24 protein-coding genes are annotated in these 25212 nt (G+C 70.8%); 12 read left to right on the top strand and 12 right to left on the bottom strand.

Annotated elements, in window-relative coordinates; all coding sequences use genetic code 11:
* Positions 1–86 precede the first annotated feature (86 nt).
* Both CW359_RS28740 and CW359_RS28735 read left to right on the top strand, forming a co-directional pair.
* Positions 87–833 (top strand): response regulator transcription factor, encoded by a 747-nt coding sequence (locus CW359_RS28740; protein WP_105973077.1) that lies wholly within the window; start codon positions 87–89, stop codon positions 831–833.
* Entirely contained in the window at positions 830–2182 is a 1353-nt protein-coding gene (locus CW359_RS28735) for a sensor histidine kinase (RefSeq protein WP_105973076.1), read from the top strand. The genes CW359_RS28740 and CW359_RS28735 overlap by 4 nt, the downstream gene beginning before the upstream one ends.
* Before the next feature lie 16 nt (positions 2183–2198).
* On the opposite strand, the gene CW359_RS28730 is transcribed toward CW359_RS28735, so the two are convergent.
* Positions 2199–2696, bottom strand: coding sequence for an SgcJ/EcaC family oxidoreductase (locus CW359_RS28730; RefSeq protein ID WP_105973075.1), 498 nt, complete (start codon positions 2694–2696; stop codon positions 2199–2201).
* Between the two features lie 233 nt (positions 2697–2929).
* Between CW359_RS28730 and CW359_RS28725 the strand changes: the two genes are divergently transcribed.
* Positions 2930–3907: a DUF8094 domain-containing protein gene (locus CW359_RS28725; protein WP_105973074.1), complete on the top strand. Its 978-nt coding sequence runs from the start codon at positions 2930–2932 to the stop codon at positions 3905–3907.
* Between the two features lie 4 nt (positions 3908–3911).
* A complete protein-coding gene (locus tag CW359_RS28720; RefSeq protein WP_105973073.1) occupies positions 3912–4547 on the top strand; it encodes an AAA family ATPase in 636 nt (211 codons plus the stop codon).
* 15 nt (positions 4548–4562) lie between these two features.
* Here the strand turns inward: CW359_RS28720 and CW359_RS28715 are convergent, their stop codons facing one another.
* The 3 genes from CW359_RS28715 to CW359_RS28705 form a co-directional block, all read right to left on the bottom strand.
* Positions 4563–5222 carry a DUF5063 domain-containing protein gene (locus tag CW359_RS28715; RefSeq protein ID WP_105973072.1) on the bottom strand — a complete coding sequence of 220 codons (660 nt, stop codon included), beginning with the start codon at positions 5220–5222 and terminating at the stop codon, positions 4563–4565.
* Positions 5215–5814, bottom strand: coding sequence for a recombination mediator RecR (gene recR / locus CW359_RS28710; RefSeq protein WP_105973071.1), 600 nt, complete (start codon positions 5812–5814; stop codon positions 5215–5217). Before recR ends, CW359_RS28715 begins: the two co-directional genes overlap by 8 nt.
* Positions 5815–5962: 148 nt before the next feature.
* Positions 5963–6310 carry a YbaB/EbfC family nucleoid-associated protein gene (locus CW359_RS28705; protein WP_105973093.1) on the bottom strand — a complete coding sequence of 116 codons (348 nt, stop codon included), beginning with the start codon at positions 6308–6310 and terminating at the stop codon, positions 5963–5965.
* Positions 6311–6589: 279 nt separating this feature from the next.
* Here CW359_RS28705 and CW359_RS28700 point away from each other — a divergent pair, with 279 nt between their 5' ends.
* Positions 6590–7378, top strand: coding sequence for an SLATT domain-containing protein (locus tag CW359_RS28700; protein ID WP_105973070.1), 789 nt, complete (start codon positions 6590–6592; stop codon positions 7376–7378).
* A gap of 66 nt (positions 7379–7444) precedes the next feature.
* Here the strand turns inward: CW359_RS28700 and CW359_RS28695 are convergent, their stop codons facing one another.
* Positions 7445–8341, bottom strand: coding sequence for a hypothetical protein (locus CW359_RS28695; protein WP_105973069.1), 897 nt, complete (start codon positions 8339–8341; stop codon positions 7445–7447).
* A gap of 349 nt (positions 8342–8690) precedes the next feature.
* Between CW359_RS28695 and CW359_RS28690 the strand changes: the two genes are divergently transcribed.
* Positions 8691–11453 (top strand): type 1 periplasmic-binding domain-containing protein, encoded by a 2763-nt coding sequence (locus tag CW359_RS28690; protein ID WP_105973068.1) that lies wholly within the window; start codon positions 8691–8693, stop codon positions 11451–11453.
* 103 nt (positions 11454–11556) lie between these two features.
* Here the strand turns inward: CW359_RS28690 and CW359_RS28685 are convergent, their stop codons facing one another.
* The gene (locus tag CW359_RS28685) at positions 11557–13104 is read right to left on the bottom strand and encodes a PstS family phosphate ABC transporter substrate-binding protein (protein WP_105973067.1); all 1548 of its coding nucleotides are present in this window, start codon (positions 13102–13104) and stop codon (positions 11557–11559) included.
* Between the two features lie 97 nt (positions 13105–13201).
* Positions 13202–15493, bottom strand: coding sequence for a serine/threonine-protein kinase (locus CW359_RS28680; RefSeq protein ID WP_105973066.1), 2292 nt, complete (start codon positions 15491–15493; stop codon positions 13202–13204).
* A gap of 162 nt (positions 15494–15655) precedes the next feature.
* On the opposite strand from CW359_RS28680, the gene CW359_RS28675 reads away from it, so the two are divergent.
* The 4 genes from CW359_RS28675 to CW359_RS28660 all read left to right on the top strand — a co-directional run bounded on the left by CW359_RS28675 (position 15656) and on the right by CW359_RS28660 (position 21264).
* Entirely contained in the window at positions 15656–17017 is a 1362-nt protein-coding gene (locus tag CW359_RS28675) for an aspartate aminotransferase family protein (protein ID WP_105973065.1), read from the top strand.
* Positions 17018–17149: 132 nt separating this feature from the next.
* Positions 17150–18022 carry a GntR family transcriptional regulator gene (locus CW359_RS28670; RefSeq protein ID WP_105973064.1) on the top strand — a complete coding sequence of 291 codons (873 nt, stop codon included), beginning with the start codon at positions 17150–17152 and terminating at the stop codon, positions 18020–18022.
* On the top strand, positions 18019–20463 hold the full coding sequence (locus CW359_RS28665; protein ID WP_105973063.1) for a dolichyl-phosphate beta-glucosyltransferase: 2445 nt from the start codon (positions 18019–18021) through the stop codon (positions 20461–20463). The genes CW359_RS28670 and CW359_RS28665 overlap by 4 nt, the downstream gene beginning before the upstream one ends.
* A 150-nt stretch (positions 20464–20613) precedes the next feature.
* The gene (locus tag CW359_RS28660; RefSeq protein ID WP_105973062.1) at positions 20614–21264 is read left to right on the top strand and encodes a hypothetical protein; all 651 of its coding nucleotides are present in this window, start codon (positions 20614–20616) and stop codon (positions 21262–21264) included.
* 24 nt (positions 21265–21288) lie between these two features.
* Here the strand turns inward: CW359_RS28660 and CW359_RS28655 are convergent, their stop codons facing one another.
* The 5 genes from CW359_RS28655 to CW359_RS28635 all read right to left on the bottom strand — a co-directional run bounded on the left by CW359_RS28655 (position 21289) and on the right by CW359_RS28635 (position 23985).
* Positions 21289–21579, bottom strand: a complete 291-nt coding sequence (locus CW359_RS28655) for a DUF3303 family protein (RefSeq protein ID WP_105973061.1) — start codon at positions 21577–21579, stop codon at positions 21289–21291.
* 158 nt (positions 21580–21737) lie between these two features.
* Positions 21738–22202: a PIN domain-containing protein gene (locus CW359_RS28650; RefSeq protein ID WP_105973060.1), complete on the bottom strand. Its 465-nt coding sequence runs from the start codon at positions 22200–22202 to the stop codon at positions 21738–21740.
* Complete coding sequence (locus CW359_RS28645; protein WP_232838647.1) at positions 22199–22465, bottom strand: cupin domain-containing protein; 267 nt, start codon at positions 22463–22465, stop codon at positions 22199–22201. The genes CW359_RS28650 and CW359_RS28645 overlap by 4 nt, the downstream gene beginning before the upstream one ends.
* Before the next feature lie 113 nt (positions 22466–22578).
* Complete coding sequence (locus CW359_RS28640) at positions 22579–23433, bottom strand: hypothetical protein (protein ID WP_105973058.1); 855 nt, start codon at positions 23431–23433, stop codon at positions 22579–22581.
* Positions 23434–23577: 144 nt separating this feature from the next.
* Positions 23578–23985, bottom strand: a complete 408-nt coding sequence (locus CW359_RS28635; protein WP_105973057.1) for a hypothetical protein — start codon at positions 23983–23985, stop codon at positions 23578–23580.
* Between the two features lie 124 nt (positions 23986–24109).
* On the opposite strand from CW359_RS28635, the gene CW359_RS28630 reads away from it, so the two are divergent.
* Together CW359_RS28630 and CW359_RS28625 are read left to right on the top strand one after the other, a co-directional pair.
* Entirely contained in the window at positions 24110–24955 is an 846-nt protein-coding gene (locus CW359_RS28630) for a helix-turn-helix domain-containing protein (protein WP_105973056.1), read from the top strand.
* Positions 24952–25206: a DUF397 domain-containing protein gene (locus tag CW359_RS28625; protein ID WP_105973055.1), complete on the top strand. Its 255-nt coding sequence runs from the start codon at positions 24952–24954 to the stop codon at positions 25204–25206. The genes CW359_RS28630 and CW359_RS28625 overlap by 4 nt, the downstream gene beginning before the upstream one ends.
* Positions 25207–25212 lie beyond the last annotated feature (6 nt).

Genomic DNA, 25212 nt, shown 5'->3' with positions numbered 1-25212 from the left:
CGTGCACCGGATACGCGTTGCGGCTGTGAATCAAGTCTTGAATTAAGTTTCAAGGACCGACCGCTTCCGACGACTAAGGTTCGGCTGTGCGCGTACTCCTGGTGGAAGACGATGAACCCGTGGCCCAGTCGCTGCGCCGCGGTCTGGTCCGCTACGGCTTCGAGGTGGCCTGGGTGTCCACGGGCGGCGCGGCGCTCGGCCACGACGAGCCCTACGACGTCGTCCTGCTCGACCTCGGCCTGCCCGACACCGACGGCCTGGACGTCTGCAAGGCGCTGCGCGAACGCGGTGACGTCCCGATCATCGTCATCAGCGCCCGCAGCGACGAGACGGACCGGGTCGTAGGCCTGGAACTGGGCGCCGACGACTACGTCTCCAAGCCCTTCGGCGTACGGGAGGTCATCGCGCGCATAAGAGCGGTGATGCGCCGGGTCCAGCCCCGTACGCCGGCCGAGTCGGGCCCCGACCAGTACGGCACCCGCCTCACGATCGACCGCAAGGCCGCCCGCGTCCGCCTGGACGGCGAGGAGGTCGCCCTCGCCCCCAAGGAGTACGACCTGCTGGCCTTCCTCACCGAGGAGCCGGGCGCGCTGATGTCGCGCGAGCAGATCATGGAGGCGGTCTGGGACGCGAACTGGTTCGGCCCGACGAAGACCCTCGACGTCCATGTGGCCGCGCTGCGAAGGAAGCTGAAGGGCGCGATCACGATCGAGGCGGTACGGGGGGTCGGGTTCCGCCTGGAGATCGACAAGGACGGCAAGGGTGCCGGCGGTAGTAGCGGTAGTGACGGCAAGGACGGCAGGGGTGCCGGCGGGGGCTCGGGCGCCTCATGAACCGCCAGCTCATCCGCAGCTACATCCTGATCGTGGCCGTCGCCATCCTCCTCTTCACCGTGCCGGTGGCCTTCACGCTCACCAAGCAGCTGCGGGACGACACCAAGGTGTCCGTCCAGCGCGAGGCCCAGACCATGGCCCTGCTGCTCGGCAACGGCGACCGGATCTCGTGCGAGGCCCTGGAGAAGGTGGCCAAGGCCTACGACAAGGAGACCCTCGGCACGGTCCAGGTCGCCACGACCAGCTGTACGACGAACCTGCCGAGGCCGGAAGCGGACGCGGCCCTGACCCGGGCCGTGCGGGACGACGCCCCCACGACCGACTGGGGCTCCGACTTCATCTGGGGCAAGTACCTGACGATCACCGTCCCCGCGCAGGGCGAGTCGGCGGTACGGATCGTGTACTCGACGTCGGACATGACGAGCCGGTTCTGGAGCATCTGGGGTTTCCGGGCGGCTCTCGCGGTGCTGGTCCTCGCTGCGGCTGCGGCGATCGGCGCCATCGCGGCCCGCCGTATCACCGCTCCGCTGCGCGAACTCAACGGTATGGCGAGCAAGTTCAGCGACGGCGACCTGACCGCGCGCTCCCAGGTGACGGGCCCGCCGGAGACCCAGACCCTGGCCCGCACCCTCAACCAGGGCGCGGAACGCCTGGACACCCTGGTCGCCTCGCAGCGGATCTTCGTCGCGGACGCCTCGCACCAACTCCGTACCCCGCTCACGGCGTTGAGGCTGTCGCTGGACAACATCGCGGACGGTACGGACGACGAGTTCGTGCGGGAGGACGTGGAGCAGGCGACCGCCGAGGTGGTCCGGATGAGCCGCCTGGTCAACGGGCTGCTGGTGCTGGCCCGGGCCGAGGCGAAGGTCACGGCGGCCGAACCGCTGTCCCTGCGGGACATCGTGGACGAACGCCTGTCGGTGTGGAGGCCGGCCGCCGACGAGCGCGGAGTCACCATCGCGCTCAGGGGTAGTGGGGGTGCCGACGGCCGGCTGCTTGTGCTGGCCAGCCCCGGTCATCTGGACCAGGTGCTGGACAACGTCCTGTCGAACGCCCTGGAGGTCTCACCCGACGGCGGGACGATCACCGTACGGGCCGAACACCGGGGCGACGAGATGGAGTTGACGGTGGCGGACGGGGGTCCGGGGATGTCGGACGCCGAGAAGTCCCGTGCCTTCGACCGCTTCTGGCGCGGCCAGGGCCTCACCGGGCGCTCCGGCTCGGGCCTCGGCCTCGCCGTCGTCAGACAACTGGTGACGGACGACGGCGGGACGGTGACCCTGGCGGACGCGCCCGGGGGCGGCCTGTGCGTCCGGATCACACTCCGGGCCGCACAACGGGCCGGTTGAAGCCGGTACCAGGGGCTTAACCCTCGGGCATCACCGAGGAGTGGTGGTTGACGATCAGCCACTTGCCGCCCCGCTTCTCGTACTCGTACGTGTAGCGGGCGTCGACCCTCTTCTTCTCGCCGGTCTTCGGGTCGGTGAGGATGAAGTAGTAGGAGCCGGCGTCGATCGCCGAGTTGTCGTCGAGGACGTTGATGTAGGACTTGATCTTCTTGCCGACCGGCTTGTTCAGCAGGAAGTGGTCGAAGTAGTCCTCGATCTCGGCGTGGTTGGTCCGGATCTTGTTGGAGACGGTCGGCAGCAGCACCGCGTCCTTCGCGTACCGCGCGGTGACCTTCTCCGGGTCGCCGGTCTGCAGGGTCTTGTTCCAGCCGTCGAAGAGGGCCGCGATCTGCTTCTTGGTGGGCTTCTTCGGCTGGTCGGTACCCGCCGCGCTGACTCCGGCCGTCACCGTCGCGGCGGTGACAAGAGCGGTGGCGGTGACTAGGGCGGCGCGTATGCGGGTCTTGCGGGTCATCGCAACTCCTGTACGAGTGAGGGGATTTACTCCCTCCGCATCTCCTGCGGTGGAAGTGACTCCAGCCTCTCTTTTCGCTGGTTAGCGCCCGTGCAAGAGACGTACAGGGGGCGGGAAGGACGATTCCAATTCACGTAAGGTGACGGGACGGTCGCGCTCCGGCACCGACCGGCTGCACCATCGATCCACCGCCCCTTCCCCGGACGCCCACATTCCCCCCAGTACGGTGAGGCATGATCTCCCGCCAGAAACCGCTCATGTTCGCCACCGCGCTCGCGCTAGCGCTCACCGGCTGCGCCTCGGGCTCGGACGACGGCGCCGACGCCGCCGCCGCGAGCCCCGCGGCCAAGGGTGCCGTCACCGAGGCGCAGGCGGCGAAGATCCTCGACAACTACGAGACGGTCAACAACAAGGCCAACTCCCAGCAGGACTCGGCCCTGTTGGGCACCGTCGAGGGCGGGCAGCTGTACGAGCAGAGCAAGGCCGACTTCCGCGTCTTCGCGACCAAGTCGAAGGAGGAACAGGCCGCGTACAAGAAGCCGTTCCGGTACACCGGCCGGAAGTACTGGATCCCGGCGGGCGAGGACTGGTTCGCGGTGACGACGAAGGCGAGCGACTCGAAGAGCGAGGCGCTGCTGGTCTTCGGCAAGCAGTACGACGACTGGAAGCTGATGTCGTCGGTCTACTCGGCAGCCCCCCTTCCCGAGATCGCCACCGACGACGCGGGCCTCGCCACCGCCGTCGACGCCGACACCCGCGTCGGCACGCTCGCCCCGAACCAGATCCCGGCGGCGTTCGAGGACCTGTTCGCGACCGGCGGCAAGAAGGCCGGCACGGGCATCTCGCAGACCACCGAGGCGGCGAAGGACGCGATCGAGACGTACACGAAGCGCGACACCGGCAAGAGCGCGGGGTACGCGACCACGACGTACGTCTCCACGCCCGCCGAGTTCGACACGGTGTACGCCCTGCGCCTCAAGGACGGCGGCGCCCTGGCCACCGTACCGACCGCGTACGCCTCCCAGTACGCGCTGAAGGCGTCGTACCGCGAGAACTACAACATCACCCCGACGAAAGTGGAGGAGGTCTTCAACATCCGCGACCGCGACACGGTGGTGAACACCTACCAGGGCACGGCCCTGGCCACCCTCCCGAAGACGGGCAAGCCCTCGGTGATCGCGAGCAGGTACAAGCTCGTGGACTCGCAGTAGCACCATGGTGGCCGGGCCGCGGGTGGTGCTGATCGGGGGCACGTCGAACGTAGGCAAGTCGGCCGTCGCCCAAGTGGTCGCGGAACGGCTGGGCTTCACGTACCGCTCGACGGACGGACTGGCGCGACATCCGGGGCGCCCGTGGCGCACACCGGGATGGGAGGTGCCGGAACACGTCGCCGAGCACTACCGCACGCTCACCGTCGAGGAGTTGGTCTCCTCGGTCCTGGACCACTACGAACGCCTGTGGCCCCGCATCGAGGAACTGATCGCCCAACACGCGGACGGACAACGGGAGTCGGGAACGGGCCTGGTCCTGGAGGGCTCGGCCCTCCGGCCGACCCGGGTCGCGCCCCTGACCGCCCCCGGCACGACAGCCGTGGCCGCCGTATGGCTCACGGCCGAGGACAGCGTCGTACGCGAACGGGTGCACAGGGCGGGCGACTACGCGCGGGCGACGGCCGAGGAACGGCACCTGATGGACAAGTTCCTTGCCCGCGGCGCGCGTTACCAGTGCCTCATGCGGGCCGAGATCGCCGGGCCGGGACCGGACACGGCCGCCCGCGTCGTGGACGCGGGGGACGGGCGGTCGGTGGGGGCGGTGGCGGAGGCGGTGCTCGGCGTCGTCCTCGGCCGGTAGTGCGCTACTTGACCGTCACTTCACCGTCCGCAGCCCCAGCGGCTCCGCGATCTCCTCCGCCATCACCTTGCCCGCCTCCTCCGCCAGGGTCTCGTCGCCGAGGTCCTGGTCCGTGTCCAGGCCGTCCAGTTCCTCCAGGGGCTGGTTCAGGCGGACGTGGGCCACCAGGGACTGGAGGGCGCGGAGAGTGGCCGAGGCCGTCGAGCCCCAGTTGGAGAAGTAGGAGAACTGCCACCACCACAGGGCCTCCGTGGTGCGGCCCGCGCGGTAGTGGGCCATGCCGTGGCGGAGGTCGGCGAGGACGTCGGCCAGGTCGTCGGAGATACGGGCCGGGACCGGGGGCTTGCGGGGCTCGTACGGGTCGAAGACCTCCGAGTAGACGTCGACCGGCTCCAGCATCACCGCGAGGCGTTCGCGGATGTCGTCCACGTCCGGCTCGGGGCCCAGGTCGGGCTCGTAGCGCTCGTCGGGGACGATGTCCTCGTGCGCGCCGAGGCGTCCGCCGGCCAGCAGGAGCTGGGAGACCTCCAGGAGGAGGAAGGGGACCGCCGAGTCGGGGTCCTCGCCCTTGGCGATCTCGGTGACGGCCACCAGGAAGCTCTCGACCTGGTCGGCGATCTGGACCGCGAAGTCGTCGGGGTCCTGCGTCGTGTAGTGCAGCGTGGCGTCAGACATCTAGGAGTCGTCTCCCCTCGAAGGCGCGGCCAAGGGTCACCTCGTCCGCGTATTCCAGGTCGCCACCCACAGGGAGGCCGCTGGCCAGGCGGGTGACCTTGAGGCCCATGGGCTTGATCATGCGGGCGAGGTAGGTGGCGGTCGCCTCGCCTTCGAGATTGGGGTCCGTGGCGAGGATCAGCTCGGTCACCGCGCCGTCGGCCAGGCGCGCCAGGAGTTCCCTTATGCGCAGGTCGTCCGGGCCGACGCCCTCGATCGGGCTGATCGCGCCGCCCAGGACGTGGTACTTGCCCCGGAACTCGCGGGTGCGTTCGACCGCGACGACGTCCTTGGGCTCCTCGACGACACAGATCACCGTGATGTCGCGGCGCGGGTCGCGGCAGATGTTGCACAGCTCCTCCTGCGCCACGTTCCCGCAGGTCGCGCAGAAGCGGACCTTCGCCTTCACTTCGAGGAGGGCGTGCGCGAGGCGCCGTACGTCCGTCGGCTCCGCCTGGAGGATGTGGAAGGCGATCCGCTGCGCGCTCTTGGGACCGACGCCGGGGAGCCGCCCCAGTTCGTCGATGAGGTCCTGGACCACGCCTTCGTACACGGACTGCCTTTCCTGGTTCTGGTTCTGGTTCCGGGTCTGGTTCCCGGTCTGGTTCCGAATGTCGTGCGGGCTTCGAGTCTGTTGTACGTACCGTAGTTGGCCTCCGGCCGCCTGAGGAAGGCGGGACGCGGAGCGCGCGGTGCGAACGTCAGAACGGCAGGCCCGGGATGCCGCTTCCGCCGCCGCCCAGGCCCTGCGCCAGCGGGCCCAGCTTCTGCTGCTGGAGTTGCTGCGCGTTCTCGTTCGCCGCCTGTACGGCGGCCACGACCAGGTCGGCGAGGGTCTCGGTGTCGTCCGGGTCGACGGCCTTCGGGTCGATCTTGAGGGCGCGCAGTTCACCGGCGCCCGTCACGGTCGCCTTGACCAGGCCACCGCCCGCCTGCCCGTCGACCTCGGTCCGCGCGAGTTCCTCCTGCGCGTTCGCCAGGTCCTGCTGCATCTTCTGGGCCTGCTGGAGCAGCTGCTGCATGTTGGGCTGGCCACCACCGGGGATCACGATCAGCTCCTCACTCACGAAACTCACGAGACTTGCGCTTTCGGCGTTCGGCACGAGCCTACGTGGTCGGGGTGGCCGTCGCTCCAGCACTCTTTCGAGTGAGCCGGAAGCGGTGCCATACCTGATCAAGGACGTCTTCCGAGCGGAAAAGAAACGAAAGCCCGGCCATCGCCACCCATTGGGCGGTAGGAATGGGGCGGCACGACAGCTTTACCAACCGCATCAGACGTCACGCGGACACCCGTACGGTGTCACGCACCGTGATTGAAGGAGTGCCGGGTGAGCCAGCCGGAGATGCAGCCCGAGGGGCCGTCCCAGAGACCGCCGCACGACGGGCGGAGCGAGGGTCCCGCGGGCCCCGGTCCCGCCGGGCTCGGTTTCACCGGGCTGCGGCCCGGGGACCTCGCCGGCCGGCCCTTCCCCCTCGGAGACTGGGGCGAGCCCGCACCGCGCCTGGACGAGCTGTACCGGTGGGTGGAGCAGGGGGCCCTGGAGACGGCGGCCTGGTACCTCACGGACCGCGTGTGGAAGCGCCGGGGCGCCCGCGTCCTCCGTACGGGCGCCGCCCTCGGCGCGGTCGCCGGCGCCGCACTGCCGCTGCTGGACCTCACCGGGGTGCTGGGCGGGGTCGCCCCCTGGGGCTATCTGGCCCTGCTGCTCGCGGTCGCGTGCGTGGGCGCGGACCGGTACTTCGGGGTCACCTCGGGCTGGATAAGGGACGTGGCGACCGCGCAGGCGGTGCAGCGGCGCCTTCAGGTGCTGCAGTTCGAGTGGGCGTCGGAGAGCGTACGGGAGGTGCTGGGCCCGACGGAGGGCACGGCGAGCGAGGCGGCGGACCGGTGCCTGGGCGTGCTGCGGCGTTTCTCGGAGGACGTGACGGAGCTGGTGCGGGCGGAGACGGCGGACTGGATGGTGGAGTTCCGGTCGGGGGGCGTGCCGTTGGGGATGCAGTCGGCGGGGGCGGGGGTACCCAGGCAGGACGCGACGGTCCACCAGGGCCGCTTCGGGATCGCGGCCCCGGGGGCCCGGCCGAACATGCCTCGGCAGCGGCCTCCGGAGGCGCGGTGAGGCAGCGTCGGGAGGCCCCCTCGCGAAGGCCGTGTCCACGGCGGCCCGAGCCGTGCCGGGGGAATCTCACCGGCTGACGAGATACTCCCCGTACCCGAACCTCTCCCCGATCGAAACGTACCGCCCTCGCCGCTCCCGCGTGAGCGGCACCGACAACCCGTCCAGGACCCGGAGGAACAGCCGGAACCCCAGGTCGGGATCGACCAGGCCGACGACCTGCTCCAGGGCGTTCGTCGCGGCGGAACCGGTGACCTCGTGGCCGTGCGAGTTCACCGTGCGCGTCGCCAACGCGGGCGCCATCTCCCGGAGTTCACCACGCACCTCTTCCGTCAGACCGGCGGGGTGGGCACGCGGCACGACAGGAGCGGCCTCGTATCCGGGTGCGACCTCACGCAGCCGTTCCCGGCACACGTCCGCGATCCGCCCGAGCCAGTCCCGGCCCTCCACGTCGACGCCCCCGCCCGGATCGCCGTTCGACGCGGCCAGCCACAGCGTGGTGATCGTGTCGGCGGACAGCGGAGACTCCCGCAGCCGGAGTACGTCGTCGAGGAGAACCGCCGCCTGCGAGCCGGGAGCCAGACCCGCGTCCGCGAGAACCAGCCGCTCGATGTTCTCCCGCACGGTGCCCTCGTACCCCCATGGGCCCGAGAACAGCGAGGCGAGGGCCGACAGCCCGAAGTCGAACACGAAGTCGCGCCGGCCAGGGTCGAGCGGCGGCCACCGTACGTGAAGTCCTTCGAACACGGCCCTCCCGGGGTGGGCCAGGAGGTCACCGAGCGCCGGCAGCCGGTCGTACTGTTCCTTCTCCACCGGTACCGCGTGCGCCTTCAACACCCTCAGGAGCAGACGGAGTCCGAGGTCGGCGTCCGCCCCGGTCACGACGGCTTCCAGGGCCGGGACGAAGTGCGGCACCGGAACGGCACGGGTCAGGGCGTCCGCCGTCGAACCGATCTCCCGCAGCACCGCCGCCCGCAGGTCCCCCTCCGCGGGCGGCGGCGAGCCACACCCTGTACAGGACCTCCTCCGGGAGGCCGGAGGCGAGCAGTTTCCTTACGTCCGCGCCCAGTTGGCCGTCTTCGTCCTGGCCTCGGGCCTGTTCGCACCGCCGCCGGGTCGGGGGACCCTGTCCGGGTGTCCAGCCCCGGCAGCTTCGACTGCTTCTTGGCCTCACGGATCTTCCAGGCCACGCCACCCGGTAACAAGAGGGCACCGGAGTCCACACTCTCCGCGCAACTCGTTGTGGTCACCACAGTTCCCCGAGTAACCTTCAACTCCCTTTCGGACACGCACAGTTGACAGCGCGGGAGTCCGCATGCCGTCATCCGGCGACAGACCCGACCGCAACTTTCCCGGCGACCGTGCCATCGACTTCATCCGTGAGTTCCGGTCGGCCGTCGTCCCCGATCACGGCAGTCGCGCGAGCCTCGACACCAGCCCGCCCCTGTTCGTGCTCCGCGTGCCGGAAGCCACGTACCGCACCGGGGTCCAGCGCATCGTCGACCCGCTGATCGACGCCATGCGCACCGACAACTCGCGCCGGGTCCCCTACGCCCATCTCACCACCGCGGGCGACCAGGACCTCCTCGCCGTCGACGCCGGGACGGAGTTGAGCCGGGGTGCGACCGGGCATCTCACGCCCGACCGGTTCCCGTACTTCCATGTCGTGCGGGATCTCGTCCTGTTCATCAAGGACAATCCCGGGCGCTGGGCGCAGGGTTCCTGGGAGAAGGAGTTACGGAGCCACGCCGGTGAACGGCGGGCCAGGCGTGGCGGGTTGCTGGCGTTCACGCGGATGGACGCCCCGGATGTGGGTGTCGTGCTCGGCGGGGTGGCCGGGCTGCTGACGCGGCTGTCCTGGCTGTCGTTCGTGCAGCGCGGGCCCCGCCGGGTGTGGTCGGCGTGGATCTCGCGCCGGGTGATGCGGGGCTGGCTCGGCCGGGAGCAGCCCGCCGCGAGCGGGCAGAACCTCTTCAAGGTGATGGACGACGTGGGCGCCGAACGCGCCCCTCACCTGCGCAATCCGCACCACCCCGAGCACGCGGGCGCGCTGCGCGAACTCGACGCGTTCGTGCTGCGCGCCCTGCTGGAGGATCTGAGCCGGCCGCCGGTCGGCCGGTTCCGGCCCGGGCGGCGGCGCCGTACCGCCCGGCCCGTGATCATCGTCGAGATCCCGCCGCCCGGCGCTCCCGGCGCCCGCGCCGCCGAACGCTTCCTGCGCGCCCTGCACCACTGCCGCCACGGCGCCCGAGCCACCGCCCGGCCACCCGGCCCGCTCGTCCTGGCCGTCGGGGCACCCTCCGACGCCCTGCTCAGGGATCTCGGCGCCGGCACCGCTACCGCCTCCGCTTCCCCCGACACCCCCACCACCGCCGTACGACTCGTCGAGCACACCTTTCCCGAGGCCGCCGGGCGGCTCGGTGACGACGGTGGGCCGCCGGTGCTGGTGTCCCTTGAGGAGAGCGAGTTCGAGGGGGACGGAACCTATGTCGGGCGGCTCAGGCCGCGGACGTTCACCTTCCACCGGTACGTGCCGACCTCGGTCATGGCCGGGGCCGCCGTCCTCGCCGTGCTCGCCGCGGTGCTGATCGTGCCGCGGGTCATCGGGGCGCCCACCGACTGTCTCGGCGGCACCGACTCGGTGGCCGACTCCGGGCCCGCCGAGGAGATCCCCGTACAGGCCGTGGCCTGGTACAAGGCGGCCACGGACGCCATCAAGGCCGAGAACGCCCGGGTCGCCGAGTACGCGGAGACCGGGCGGGAGGTGCGGACCGTCGTCGTGTTCATCGCCCAGATTCCGGAGACCGAGGACCAGACCCGGTTCGACGGCACCATCCCCGAACTGCGCGGCATCGCCATGTGGCAGCGCACGCTGAACGAGGCCGCCGCCTCCAACTCCACCCTCGTACCGCTGCACGTCGACGTGCGCGAGACCGGTCTGGGGTTCCGCAACGCCGAGGCCATGGCCGAGGCGCTCGTCCGCGAGGTGCGCGCCGAGCGCGGGCGGCCCGAGCAGGGACGGATCGTCGGGGTGCTCGGGTACGCGCAGAGCCGGGACGAGACCAGGGCCGCGCTCCAGGTGCTCGGGCGGGCCCGCATCCCGACCATCGGCACCACCGCGACCGCCGACGAGATGGCGCAGGGCGACGCGAGCTTCAGCTACTGGCCGTTCACGCCCGCCAATTCACGCGAGGCCCGGATCGAGGCGGCCTTCGCCGACCGGGAGAACATCGTCGCCCTGCCCGACAGCGAGGACGCGTGCGCCCCCGCCGAGCACGCCATCGTGGTCGAGAGCTCCACGGACCTCTACAGCCGCAGTCTCGCCGCCCGCTTCCGGGCCGACTTCCCCGCCGACGAGACCGTGTTCAACTTCAACCAGGAGGGCGACTTCGACCCCCCGGACCCGGACGCCAAGGCCAATCTGGTCAGCGCCGACATCCTCGCGCGCATGATCTGCGACACGCTCTCCGAGCGGCCGAGGTCGGTCGTGTACTGGTCGGCTCGGGCCAAGGACTTCAGGGCGTTCGTCAACTCCATGGATCTGGAAGGGACTTGCCTCGGCCAGGACATCACCGTCCTAGGCGGCAACGAACTGACGAACGTCGCCCAGACCGGCGTCTTCCGCAACAAGACCTGGCTGCGCCTGTACTACTCCGCGCACCGGATGCCGGCCGGCGGCACCGTCGCCTCCGGAGCGAGCGTCAAGACCCAGCAGTTCGTCGGGGAGTACGAGACCTTCGTGGCCGACACCACCGAGGGCACCGACCCCTGGCGCCAGGACGGCCACTCGGCGGTCTCCTACGACGCCTTCCACGCCCTCAGCCAGGCGGTGTCCGAGGCCTACCAGAGCGACCCCGACATCACCCGCAACTCCGTCCTCATCGAACTGCGCAACGGCGTCCGCTTCGACGGGGCGACCGGTTCCGTCTCCTACGCCGAGGGCAGCAACGCGCCGCCCGTCGACAAGACACTCGTCCTGCTGCGCCAACTGGCGGACGGGCCAAGGGCGATGGTGGCCTGCGGCGCGTACCGACAGGACGAGTCGAGCGAACGCCAGGGGCCGCCGTGCGCGTCCTGAACCCGCTCCGCCGGTAGGGCTGTTCGTGTGTGCGCCTCTCGAACCTCCGCCCCCGGTACGGCTATTCGTCCGCGCGCCTCTCGAACCCCCGCCCCCGGTACGGCTATTCGTCGCACAGCCGCTCCCCCGCCGTCGCCGTGCACGGGATGTGCCCGTTGTTCCGGATGGCCGCCTGGCCGTGGCTGCGCACGTAGTTGAGGAAGCTGCCCGCGAGGGAGCCGGCGGGCAGGTCGGCGTAGGTGTAGGCGTTCTCCACGCCCCGGTACGGGTAGCGGCTGCCGTCGTACTCGATGGCGTCCACGTCGGCGGCGGCGCCGTCGAGGGCGATCCGGTCCACCGTGGTCCCGTGCTGCCTCGCCTGGCCGAGTTCGCTGTAGCCGATGGCCCCCTTCGTCGTGGCGACCTTCTTCAACACGTCGGCCGTGGAGCCGAGTTCGCAGCGTACGGGGGCTGCGGTGTCCGTCTGCGGATCGCAGCCCAGTGAGGTGCTGGGTACGCCCTCCCACGCGCCGTCGAGCACCCGGTCCTGGAACACCTGCCGGGTACCGGAGTCGGCGTCCCGGCTGACCAGCACGACCCGCCAGTGCGGCAGGGCCGGGTCCAGGTCGTCCCAGTGGTGGACGGCCCCGGAGTAGAGGCGCCTGACCTGTGCCAGGGTCAGCCCCTGGTCGAGGTTCAGCCCCTTGTCGGCGACCAGCGTGAACACCGACAGGGCGACCGGCTCGGCCCGCAGCGCGGCGTCGGCGCCCTTGTCGCGGCCGTCCGAGAACGCGATCACCGAGGCCCGTTTCGCCCTCGACTCGCCCTGCATGGCGGCGAGTTCGGCCACGCCCGCGGTGCTGCCCCGCGCCTCGACCCTGATGTCGGAGCCCTCGCAGTCCTTCTCGTACTCCTTCGCCAGCCCCTGCGCGACCAGCGCGAAGGCGGTCGAACCGACCACCGTCAGCGTGCCCTTCTCGCAGCCGAGCGGGGGCGGGTTGTCGTCCCGGACGACGACGATGCTCGCGAGGGTCACCACGGACGCCGTGAGGATGATGGTGATCAGCCGGGCCGCGCGGCTGAACAGGGGCGGCTTGTCGTCGGGCGTGGCACTGCGGTTGGGGTGCACCTCGCCGTCCCGGATGCCGCCGACGAGCCGGATGTCGCAGCCCACGTCGCCGCCCGACAGCAGCACCAGCAGCTTGAAGTGCTCGCCCCGGTTGAGCGGGACGCGCGGGATGCGCAGGGTGTTGCCGCCGGTGTCGTAGCCGAAGCCGGCGTGCGGGGTGAAGTGGCTCATCAGGTGGTCGGTGCCCGGTGGTTGGGTGACCGACACGCCGTGGATGGCCCGGTCGGTGAACTCCACGGTGAGGCCGTGCAGTTCACGGCTCGTGTAGTCCTCGTGGGCGATGCCCTGCGAACCGTCGTTCTCGATGCGCAGCAGCACCAGCGTGGCCCGGTGCATCCCGGGCGCCTCGTCGAACAGCCCGAGCCGGACGTTGGCCCGGCCCGACTGGGCGCCGTCGCCTATCGGGTTGTCCATCTGTACGCGGTACCCGACCCGTTTCCGGCGCGGCACCCGGCGCTCGTACCAGACCATGACCGCCGACGCGACGATGCCGACACCGGCGGTCGCCACGGCCACGACGTTCTCTGCGCTCAGCCACTCCATGTGGGTGCCCCCGCAAGCCCCGGAGCCGGATGGTGGGGTCACTTTACGATCAGCGGCACCGCAAGTCCCGTACGGGCAAAGGAAGTTCGCCGGACGTTCAGCTCTCCTTCGTGTACGTCAGCTGCTCGCCACCCGAGGCGGTCGCGCGCCGCAGGGTGCCGTCCGGGAGGAGGGTGAGGGTGGTGGCGCCGCCCGGGGTGCAGTAGGAGGCCGGTTCGGCGGTGGTGACCTTCGACGGGCCGATGCTCAACGGGGCGTCGGCGGTGGGCTGTTGGGCGAGGCCGGCCTCGAAGACGCAGTGATAGGAGCTGCTCCCCGAGCCTGTGGGGCCGTCGGCGACCAGTGTCAGCACCTGGTCGCCCGCCCGGCCCTGGGTGATGGTCAGCCGACGGGTGTTGTGGCCGGTGGAGTTGTCGATCGACGCGGTCCAGGTGCCGAGGTACCCGGACGGCACGGCGCCCGCGTCCGGCGACGCCGAGCCACCGGACGAGGTTGGCGTCGGGGTCGGGGTCAGCTGCTGCGAGGGCGTGTCGTCGTCGCCGTTCATCCGGGCGACGACGGAGGCGCCCGCCGCGAGCGCGACGACCAGCGCGGCGGCACCGAGCGCCAGCGTCATCCGGGACCGCTTGAGGGGAGCCGGCGCGTGCGCGTTCCACCCACCGCCGGACCGGGAACCGGGATTGAAACTCACACTCCACGCGGCCGGCACCTCGGACGCTTCCAGCGCCGGATCCCCGGGCCAGACGGGAGGCCGCTGACTGTCACTCGGCGCCGCGGCAAAGGGCTGCGGATGCTGCCGGGGCTGCTGCTGCGGATGCCCGTGCGCAGGCTGAGCGACCACCCCGTCGGAGGGAGCATGCTCGGCCACGACCCGAGTCGGGGGGCCGTCGCCGACCCCGGGAATCCCCGACGCTCCCGGCGTGCCCGACACCCCTACCGGGCCTGCCGCTCCCGCCACCCCCGGCATGCCTGGCGCTCCCGGCGTGCTCTGCATCCCCGGCGCCCAGGGCGCGCCCGACGGGCCCGGCACCCCCGGTGCCCCCGCCGTACCCGCTGCCCCCGGCGCTCCCGCCGCCCCCGGGATGCCCGGAGTGCTTGGCGTGCCCGACGTGCCCGACGTGCTTGGCGCTCCCGACGTCCCCGGCACCTCTGCCGTCCCTGCCGTTCCCGCCACCCCCGGCATGCCTGGCGCTCCCGGCAAACCCGCCGTCCCCTGCGCCCAGGGCGTACCCGGCGTGCCCGACGTGCTTGGCGCCCCCGGCATCCCCGACGTCCCTGCCGTACCCGGCGCTCCCGGCGTGCTCTGCATCCCCGGCGCTCCCGGAATCCCTGCCGCTCCCGGCGCTCCCGACACCCCCGACGTGCCTGGCTCTCCCGGCACCCAGGGCACCCTCGCCGCCCCCGGCACCCCGGCTGCCCCCGGCGTGCCTGGCCTGCCCGGCACCCCCAAAACCTCCCCCGCCCCCTCCCCCTCCTCGAACTCCAGCAACCGCACCGCATGGCGCCCCAGTTGGGCGACCAGCGTGCCCGGTAGCCAGGTGTCCCGTTCGTAGCCGTCGGCGATCGCGTCCGCCGATACTCCCGTGTGTTCGAGGATCTGGTCCGGGGTCGGGCGCTCGGACGGGTTCTTGCGGAGGCAGGCTCGGAGGAGGTCGGTCAGGCCGGCCGGGACGTCCGTCAGGTCGGGTTCCTCCTGGGCTATGCGGAACATCATGGCGTGCGCCCCGCTGCCCACCGCGCCGAACGGCTGGGCACCCGTGGCGGCGTACGCGAGTACGGAGCCGAGGCAGAAGACGTCCGCGGCGGCCGTCACGCGGTCACCGCGTACCTGCTCGGGTGCCATGAAGCCGGGCGAGCCGACGAGCGCGCCCGCCTGGGTGAGCCCGCCGTCGGTGACCGTCTCCAGGGCGCGGGCGATGCCGAAGTCGATGACGCGGGGCCCGTCGATGGTGACCAGGACGTTGGACGGCTTCAGGTCGCGGTGCACGATCCCGGCGCCGTGGATGTCCTGGAGGGCGTGCGCGAGCCCGGCGGCCAGGATGCGCACCGAGCGCTCGGGCAGCGGCCCGTGGTCGCGCCCGACGACCTGACTCAGGCTCGGCCCGGCGACGTACCCCGTGGCGATCCACGGCACGGCGGCCTCCGTGTCGGCGTCGAGCACGGGTGCCGTCCAGCGCCCGCCGACCCGGCGCGCGGCGGCGACCTCGGCCCGGAACCGGTCCCGGAACTCCTCCTGCTCGGCGAGGTCGGGCCGGACGACCTTGACGGCGACCGTGCGCCCCCGCTCGGAGCGGGCGAGGAACACCTGCCCCATCCCGCCCGTACCGAGCCGGGCGATCAGCCGGTACGACCCCATCCGCGCCGGATCCCCGCCCCCGAGCCGCTCCATGACCGCCCCGCCTCCCCATCCGTCCCGCCGTATCACGCGTCCCGCGCGTCCCGCACCCCGTCGATCCCTATGGGGACACGCGACAACCTGTCGTGTAAAGCGCCGGACGGCAGACAGGACGCCGATGTCCCGCCGTCGCCCGGAAGTCCTACGCTCCCTCGCATGACCCCTCAGCCCAACCCCCAGGCCGGCGCGGCCGTGAAGGCCGCGGACCGTGCGCACGTGTTCCACTCCTGGTCCGCCCAGGAGCTGATCGATCCGCTCGCGGTCGCCGGTGCCGAAGGGGCGTACTTCTGGGACTACGACGGCCGACGGTACCTGGACTTCACCAGCGGGCTGGTCTTCACCAACATCGGCTACCAGCATCCCAAGGTCGTCGCCGCCATTCAGGAGCAGGCCGGGCGGATGACCACCTTCGCGCCCGCCTTCGCCGTCGAGGCCCGCTCGGAGGCGGCCCGGCTCATCGCCGAGCGCACCCCCGGCGACCTCGACAAGATCTTCTTCACCAACGGCGGCGCCGACGCCGTCGAGCACGCCGTCCGCATGGCCCGCCTGCACACCGGCCGGCCCAAGGTGCTCTCCGCCTACCGCTCCTACCACGGCGGCACCCAGCAGGCCGTGAACCTCACCGGCGACCCCCGCCGCTGGCCCTCCGACAACGGCACCGCCGGTGTCGTCCGCTTCTGGGCGCCCTTCCTCTACCGGTCCCGTTTCTACGCCGAGACCGAGGAGCAGGAGTGCGCGCGGGCGCTCCAGCACCTTGAGGACACCATCACCTTCGAGGGCCCCGCCACCATCGCGGCGATCATCCTCGAAACCGTCCCCGGCACCGCCGGCATCATGATCCCGCCGCCCGGCTATCTCGCCGGAGTGCGCGCGCTCTGCGACCGGTACGGGATCGTCTTCGTCCTGGACGAGGTGATGGCCGGGTTCGGGCGGACCGGTGAGTGGTTCGCCGCCGACCTGTTCGACGTCGTGCCCGACCTGATGACCTTCGCCAAGGGCGTCAACTCCGGCTACGTCCCCCTCGGCGGCGTCGCGATCTCCGGCGCGATCGCCGAGACGTTCGCCACTCGCCCCTACCCCGGCGGCCTCACCTACTCCGGGCACCCCCTCGCCTGCGCCGCCGCCGTCGCCACGCTCACGGTGATGGCGGAGGAGGACGTCGTCGGGCAGGCCGCCCGCACCGGCGAGCAGATCATCGGACCGGCACTGCGAGAGCTGGCGGCCCGGCACCCGAGCGTCGGCGAAGTGCGCGGTACGGGGGTGTTCTGGGCCCTGGACCTCGTACGGAACCGGGAGACCCGCGAGCCGCTGGTGCCGTACAACGCGGCCGGCGAGGCCAACGCGCCGATGGCCGCCTTCGCCGCCGCCGCGAAGGCGAACGGGCTGTGGCCCTTCGTCAACATGAACCGGACGCACGTCGTCCCGCCCTGCAACGTCACCGAGGCCGAGGCCAAGGAAGGGCTCGCCGCACTGGACGCCGCCCTGTCGGTCGCCGACGAGTACACAGAGGGCGCCTAGATGTACACCCGGTAGGGGCACGGCAGGTAAGCGCACGGGAAACTCCCGCCCGAAACCGAACGCGTAAGGTGACGTGCTCGTAGACATATGCGAGTACGTCATCCACACGCGCGAAGGGGGAGGGCCCCGACCATGCCTGCCAGCAGCGGCAACGGCGCCGTGACCCGCAGCACCCTGCGGCAGCAGATCGCGGACGCGCTCCGCGACGAGGTGCTGGCCGGCCGTCTCCAGCCTGGCCAGGAGTTCACGGTCAAGGAGATCGCCGAGCAGTACGGCGTCTCCGCGACGCCCGTGCGCGAGGCCCTGGTCGATCTGTCGGCGCAGGGCCTGCTGGAGGCCGACCAGCATCGCGGCTTCCGGGTGCACGAGTACTCGCTCGCCGACTTCCGGGGCATGGTCGAGGCCCGCGGCCTGGTCACCGACGGCATGTTCCACGGCCTCGCGAAGGGGCTGCCGCTGGTCCCGGAGGGCAGCACCGCGGGCAGTGAGAGCAGTACCGCGAGGACCGCTCTGAGCGGCTTCACCGCCGACAGCCCCGGCCCGCGCGGCTTCTTCGTCCGCGCCGGGGACCCGCGGGCCGCCGCCGCCCTCGCCGGGGTCCGCCGCCGGGGCGAGGAGGCCCGGCGGGCCGCGACCGCCGGTGAGCTGAACATCCTGATCGGCTACGACCTGCGGTTCTGGCGCGAGCTGGGCGCCCTGTTCGGCAATCAGTACCTCACCGACTTCCTGCACCGGCTGCGCGTGCAGTCCTGGGTGTGCGCGGTGCAGCACCTGAGCCGGCTGGGCGATCTGCGCGGCCGGCTGTGGTCCGACCACACCGAGGTCGTCGACGCGCTGACCCGCCGCGATCTCGCCGACGCGCACCGGATAGTGGACACGTACGACACCCACTCCCTCGCACTCATCGAGGGCCTGGCGAACCTCCGGGCCGAAAACACCGTCCTCACCACCGAGGGTGACGACGAGAAGGAACACGAGGGGAAGAAGGGGGACACCGCAGAATGAGCGCCCCCACGCGCGACACCAGCACGACCGCCACCCTCGACCTGACCGTCGTCGTCCCCGCGTACAACGAGGAGGCCCGGCTCGGGCCCACCCTCGCCGCCGTCACCGGCCACCTCCGGGAGAACGAGGGCCGCTGGGGCGACTGGGAGGTCGTGGTCGTCGACGACGGCTCCACCGACGGCACCGGCGCCCTCGTCACCGCGCTCGCCGACCCCCGCGTCCATCTCGTCACCAGCCCGCGCAACCGGGGCAAGGGCCACGCCCTGCGCCTCGGCGTCGCCGCCTCGCGCGGCGCCCGCGTGCTGGTCACGGACGCCGATCTGGCGGCTCCGATAGAGGAGCTGGAGGTCCTGGACAAGGCGCTCGGCGAAGGGCACGCGGCGGCGATCGGCTCGCGTTCCGTGCCCGGCTCGACGATCGAGCACCACCAGCACAAGGTGCGCGAACTCCTGGGCCGGGCGGGCAACTTCCTGATACGCGGGATCGCGGTGCCCGGCATACGGGACACCCAGTGCGGCTTCAAACTGTTCGACGGCGACCGCGCCCGTACGGCGTTCGCCGCGTCCCGGCTCAACGGCTGGGGCATAGACGTCGAGGTGCTGCAGCACTTCCGCCGCGCGGACTGGCCGGTCGCCGAGATACCGGTCCGCTGGGCCCACCAGTCGGGATCGAAGGTCCGCCCGCTGGACTACGCCCGGGTCCTCGCCGAGCTGACGGCCCTCAAGGCCCGCTCGGTCCGCCCGGCCGACCTCCTCGCGGTCACCCTCTTCCTCCTCATGGCCGTCGCGCTGTACGCGGGCCGCTGGGCCGACCCGGCCGGCCGCTACCTCCCCGACTCGCTCCAGGACCAGAACCAGTGGGAGTGGTTCTTCGACGTCACGGCGCACAACGTCAGCCACTTCCAGAACCCCCTCTTCACCGACCTCCAGGGCTTCCCCGACGGCGTGAACCTCATGGCCAACACGGTCATGCTGGGCCTGTCGGTCCCCTTCACGCCGATCACGCTCCTCGCGGGCCCGGCGATCTCCCTGGCCCTGGCGATGACCCTGGGCCTCGCGGCGACGGCGGCGGCCTGGTACTGGCTGATCGTGAAGAGGGTCGTACGGCAGCGGGGCGCGGCCTTCGCCGGAGCGGCCCTGGCGGCCTTCGCACCCCCGATGATCAGCCACGCCAACGCGCACCCGAACTTCGTCATCCTCTTCATGATGCCGCTGATCATCGACCGCGCCCTGAGGCTGTGCGAGGGCGAGCGGGTCCGCCGCAACGGCGTGATCCTCGGCCTGATGGCGGCGTACCAGATCTTCCTCGGCGAGGAGCCGCTGCTCCTGGCGGCGATGGGAATGGTGCTCTTCGCCCTCGCGTACGCGGCGGTCCGCAGGGACGTGGCGAGGACGGCCTGGCGCCCGTTGCTCCGCGGCCTGCTGACGGGGGCGGCGGTCTGCCTCCCGATCGTCGCGGTGCCGTTGTACTGGCAGTTCTTCGGCCCGCAGAGCTACCACAGCGTGCTGCACGGCGACAACGCGGGCAACAGCCCGCTGGCGCTGATCTCCTTCGCCGAACGCTCCCTGATCGCGGGCGACGCGGACCGCGCGAACGCCCTCTCCCTCAACCCGACCGAGCAGAACGCCTTCTACGGCTGGCCGCTGGCCGCCCTCGCCTTCGCGATCGTCGTACGGCTGTGGGAGCGCCCGGTGGTGAAGGCGCTGGCGTTCACGACGGTGGCCGCCGCCTTCCTCTCCCTGGGCCCCAAGTTCCGCCTCCCGCTGAGCGACACGGTGCTGCCGGGCCCGTGGGCGCTGCTGGCCAAGCAGCCGCTGTTCGAGTCGGTGATCGAGGGCCGGGTCGCGATGATCTGCGCACCCGCGCTGGGCATGCTCCTGGCGGTGGCGGTGGAACGCCTGGCGGCCACCCGCCGCCTCTCCGTGCAGTACTTCGGCACCCTGGCGGTCGTCCTCGCGGTACTGCCGATCGTCCCGGCCCCGCTGAAGTCGGTGGAGCGCGTGGAGGTGCCGCCGTTCATCGCGGACGGCATGTGGAAGTCGTACGTCGGCAAGGGCGAGTCGCTGGTCCCCGTGCCGCTGCCCGACCCCGGCAACGCGGAGGCGCTGCACTGGCAGACGGTGGCGGGCCTCGGCTTCAAGCTGCCGGGCGGCTACTTCAACGGCCCCTACGGCGAGGAGCGCGTCGGCATCTACGGCGCCGCGCCCCGCTTCACCTCCAACATGCTGCGGGACGTCCGCTACAACGGCGTCGCGCCGACGATCGGCGACAACTGGCGGGAGCAGGCGAAGAAGGACTTCGCCTACTGGAAGGCGGGCGTGCTGGTGCTGGCCCCGCAGGGCAACGACGGGGTGCTGCGCGAGACGCTGGAGAAGCTGACGGGGAAGCCGGGCAAGTGGACGGGCGGGGTGTGGGTGTGGGACCTGCACGACGGGGCATGACCGGATAACCCACCGACACCCCAACCGACGCCCCAACCGACACCCCACCGGACAGCCCACCGACCGACTACAACCCGCCACACCCCACCACGACGCACCACGGACCCACTACGCTTCTTTGACGCCTATGACGACACGAGGAGTGCTGCTTTGGCCTGTGACCTGTGGCTGGTCCCACTCGTCGACGTGCTGTGCCACACCCCGGACAATCCCTTCGCCGAGGAACTGGCCCTCTACGACAAGGTGCTGAGCGAGGCGGGACTGCCTCCGGTGCCGGTGTACTCGTACATGCCGGGCCTGTCCGGCGACGTGGCCCCCATCGCGGGCTTCGACTACGACGCGCTGCACTTCCTGCGCCGGGCCTACCTCCTCCAGGTGTGCGGGCTGCCGGTGACGCCGGTGGGCGAACTGGGCGGGGACTACGAGCAGTTGCTGGAGATGTTCGAGGCGACGGCCCAGCAGTCGCACCTGGTCTGGCACTACGACCACGCGGGCGCGTACGTCCCGGTCGACTTCCCGCACCCGCTCTCCAGCGACGAACTCCTGGAAGGCGGCGGCCCGTTGGGCTCGTCCCAGTCCCTGCTCCGGGAGCTGGAACTGGTGGCCCCGTCGATCGGCATCGACCCCTCGAACCCCCCGGTGGCCCCGACCCCGCCGCTCGTCCCCACGTCCCTGGAGGAACCGGCGGCACCGGCACCCTTCGACGCGAGCCCGTTCGCGCGGGAACGGCACGTGTGGCTGGGCCTGAACGCGGCGGCGACGAGGAGCCTGGCGCAGGGCTCGATGATCATCTTCAGCTGAGCACGCCCACGGGATTCATGGGATTCACCGGATCTGGGAGAGCCCCTTCTGCAGATCCTCGGCGTTCATGATGGGCGTGAACGTCAGCTTGGCGTTGAACTGCGTGAAGAACGGCTCGGCGGTGGCCGGAATCTCGGAGCTGTCCTGCATGTCGACGACCAGCCAACAGGTCCGGCACCCGTCCTCGGGCCCGAAGTAGGCGGCCTCCGGCTTGAGATGGTCGAGGGTCTCCTTCATCAACTCCGGCAACTTGCCACTGCGTATGGCCTCGTTGGCCCGCTCGGTGTCGAACTGCGCCTTGATCATGACGCGCATGACGTTCACCTTCTCGAAGGGTGAGACTTTGGGCGTTTTTGTCGCGATTCCACCCTATGCCCGTCGAGGGAAGTTGGCGCGCACACGCGTTCGTCGGCCGGGGTGGGACCGATCCCACGCACGGGAGCGGCCCGCCCCGGCCGACGACGAGATGACCGTCAGCCCTGCTCGACGATCCGGATCGTACGAACGCCGGTGCCGCGGTAGCGCGTGGGAGTCCGGGTCAGGACGGGCCGCCCGCGAGGCCACTCGACGGTGGGCAGAGCGAGATGGAGCACATGGGCACCGCTCCAGTCAGGCTCCCCTTTGCCACTCCCCTGCTCCCCTTGCTCCCCCTCGCCCGAGGCGGCCGTCCGCAGCCGCTTGCCGACGGCGGTCGCCCCGGCGAATTCGAGCGCCTCGACGTTGACGGACGGCAGCGCGCCGACATGCTCGGCGACCCCAGCCCGCTCAAGCTCGGCGGCGGCCAGGCTGAGCGCCGGGACATAGACCCGCAGCGCGGGGTCCTTCTCGGCCTCGACGACCAGCCGGGAGGCCATGCTGTTGCCCGCGCCGAGCGCGAGCGCGGCGGTGTCGTCGAAGATGACGGCACGCGGCAGCGGGTACGACTTCCCCTCGGTCACTGAACCTCTCCGATCCGCCCGGCCTCAAGGTCGGCCCACAGCTTCTCGCCGGCCTTCTCGTCCTCCTCGGTGTAGGGCCTGCCGAGGAAGTGCTCCTCGACATACGCCCGCGTCTCCTCGTACCGCTTGCGCAGCTCTTCCTTGGTGGGCGTGGCCCCGGCCAGCTCCGCCACCAGGTCCCGCATGCTGATCCCGCGCTCCCGCGCCAGCTCCTGCAGACGGTCCCGGACGGCGGGGTCGACCTTGATCGTGGTGTCAGGCATGAGCAGAGTATACCGGCGGTATACCGTCTCCGGGCGTTCGAGTGTGATGGTCATCGACACTCCGTTTCTTGCGAAGGGCCTGGCACGCGGACGCATGCCAGGAGTCTGTGCGCCTACGCGGACGCGGGCCGCCGCCTCTGCATCAGCAGTGCGCGCACCTCTGCGCCACCGCGTCGCGCGGCCTCGCGGTAGCCGCCGGACGGACCCGGCTTGCGGATCTCGACGGTCGTGACGGGCCCGGCCGGTTCAGCGGCGGGCGGCGCGACCGGGCGCTTGCGGGCCAGCCGGTTCTCGACGATGGCGCGCGGCGAGTACATCCGCCGGGGCAGCCCCTGAGTCACGGCAGCGCGCACCTGTGCGCTGCTCGCCCCGGCGGCCCACCACTCCTCGACGAGCGGCGCCAACGCCAACGCGTCGTCGGCGCCGAGTTCGAGCCGTGGCTCGGTACGGGCCAGCGACCCGAGCAACCGCACCGCGAGCGCGGTGCGTTCGCTCAGCGGCTCCTCGGTCTCGGCCGCCACCTCGGCCGCCGCCTCGCCGGACGGCGGCGGGGAGGGAGGTTCTTGTTCCCTGGTCTTTTCTTCCGAAGGAAGAGCGCCCGAAGCCCCGGATTCCGACTCACCGGAGGCCAGGTTCTGAACTTCTTCGGATTCACCCGCAGGGGGCTCGTCCTCGTACGGAGTGTCGAACACCTCGTACACGGTGGAGAATTGCCCGGACTCCTCGTCCTTGCTCACCACCCGCCGCAGATACCGGGATTTCTCCAGCTCATGCAGGGCGGAGGCGATCCGGGCCCGCCCTTCCTTGCGTTGCTCGGCAAGGGTACGGATGGTGGCGCGGGCGCCGTTCGGGAGGCTGATGAGGTACGTCAGTACGCCTACCGCACACCAGGAGAGACTCCGGTCGCGGAGAAGGGCGTTGGAGAAGACTGAAAAGGCGCGCGTGGGCGTCGTACGATGAATCCGCATTGAGAGTTCCTCAGCAATTGCTCTTGATGCCAAGCCCCCGGGTGTTGGCGCACCGCGGGGGCGTTCTGTTGCCGTGACTCTAAGGGCACGCAGAGCGACGAACGCAAGCCGAACGGGCTTTTCCCGGGCGGAAGTTCGCGTTCTTCACTCTTCGGGGTGAAGCGCCGCCTTCAAGAGCAACGCGTGTACGAGGTGATCTCTCCCCGTCGGCCGATAACGCCAAGTCAGCGGCCACGTCTGCCCGTTGAGGGCGGGTACGGGGATGAACGCGACGCAGCTCGGGCCGGACGCGAGGCTGATGACCCCGGGCGGCCAGAACCGCCGCTCCGTCGCGCCCACGGGCACGAGGAAGTACACGGCACGGCTCCCACTCGCCTCCTCCACGACCGGCCCCGGCCGCCCGCCGGTCATCCACGCCAGCCGGTCCGCGACCGCCCTGCCCTCGTCGCCGTCCACCCGGATCGCGTCGAACTGGACGCCCGCCTTGCGGAGTTGGATGCCGGTGGAGGGTACCCAGTCGGGGACCCCCATCTCGTCACTTTCCGTATTCATACAGACAGTTTCGGCAGCTGGGGCTAGCTTCTTCCATGACTCAGCGTCGAGGGTGGGTAACCGTAGGAATTCGACGCGGGCCGATGGTGACCAGTTGAGTTCGGTTGAGTTCGGGAGTGACCGGATGGCGAGTTCGGAGAACAGGATGGAAGCGGGCGGTACGGCACGTATGGTCGCCGCCCTCGCGAAGGCACTGCGTGAGCAAGCGGGGCTCACACAGGAGGAGTTGGGCAAGCTGATCGGCTACACGGCCTCGGCGATCAGCGCGATGGAGACGTGCGCGCAGCCCGCCAGCGACAAGATGCTGATGAAGTTGGAGGAGGTGCTGGGGAACGGGCTCGGTGTCTTCGAGAAGGCCCGGAAGTGGATGCTGCTGGAGAAGTATCCGGCTCGGTTCAGGGGGGTCGCGGGGCTGGAGCGGGGCGCGGTCACGATCTCCTCGTACGCGACCTTCGTCGTCGACGGAATCTTCCAGACCGAGCCGTACGCCCAGGCACTCATCCGAGGCGGCTTTCCAGCCGTCTCCGACCAGAAGCGGGAGGAACTCGTCGAGGCACGGCTCGCCCGGCGTGCTCTCTTCGAGCGTGACTCCGCCCCGATGATCGAGCTGATCCTCGAAGAGGGCGTGCTGCGGCGACCGTTCGGCACCTGGGAGATCATGCGCGAGCAGATGCGCTCGCTCGCGGAGGACGCCCAGCGGGAGAACGTATGCCTGCAAGTCCTCCCGACGGACCGCGGGCTGCGCGGCTCGCACGCCGGTGACCGGGGCCCCATGAAACTCCTCGTCACCGAGGACCACGACCACGTCGTCTACTTGGAGATCGAGGACCAGGGCATCCTCATCAGTGATCCACCCGAGGTGGCCCAACTCGCGCACCGCTATGCGAAGATCCGATCACAGGCCCTGAGTCCCGACGACTCACTCAGCCTCATCGAGCGGTTGGCGGAATCGGCAGGAGAGGAACCATGAGCGACACCGGTGCACTGCGGTGGTTCAAGTCCAGCTACAGCGACAGCGGTGGCGGCGACTGCGTCGAAGTCGCCTACGCCTGGCGCAAGTCGACGTACAGCGACGACGGCGGCGGCAACTGCGTAGAGATAGCCCCCTGCCCCCACACCCCCACCCCCGCGATACACATCCGCGACTCCAAGAACCCGACCGGCCCGAACCTCACGGTCTCCGGGGATGCCTGGGGCGCGTTCGTCTCCCGTACCCGCTGAGGCGGC

It is taken from the genome of Streptomyces geranii, from assembly GCF_002954775.1.
GTDB lineage: Bacteria > Actinomycetota > Actinomycetes > Streptomycetales > Streptomycetaceae > Streptomyces > Streptomyces geranii.
The sequence above is the reverse complement of the archived record's forward strand: the minus strand, read 5'-3'. Positions and strand labels throughout refer to the sequence as shown.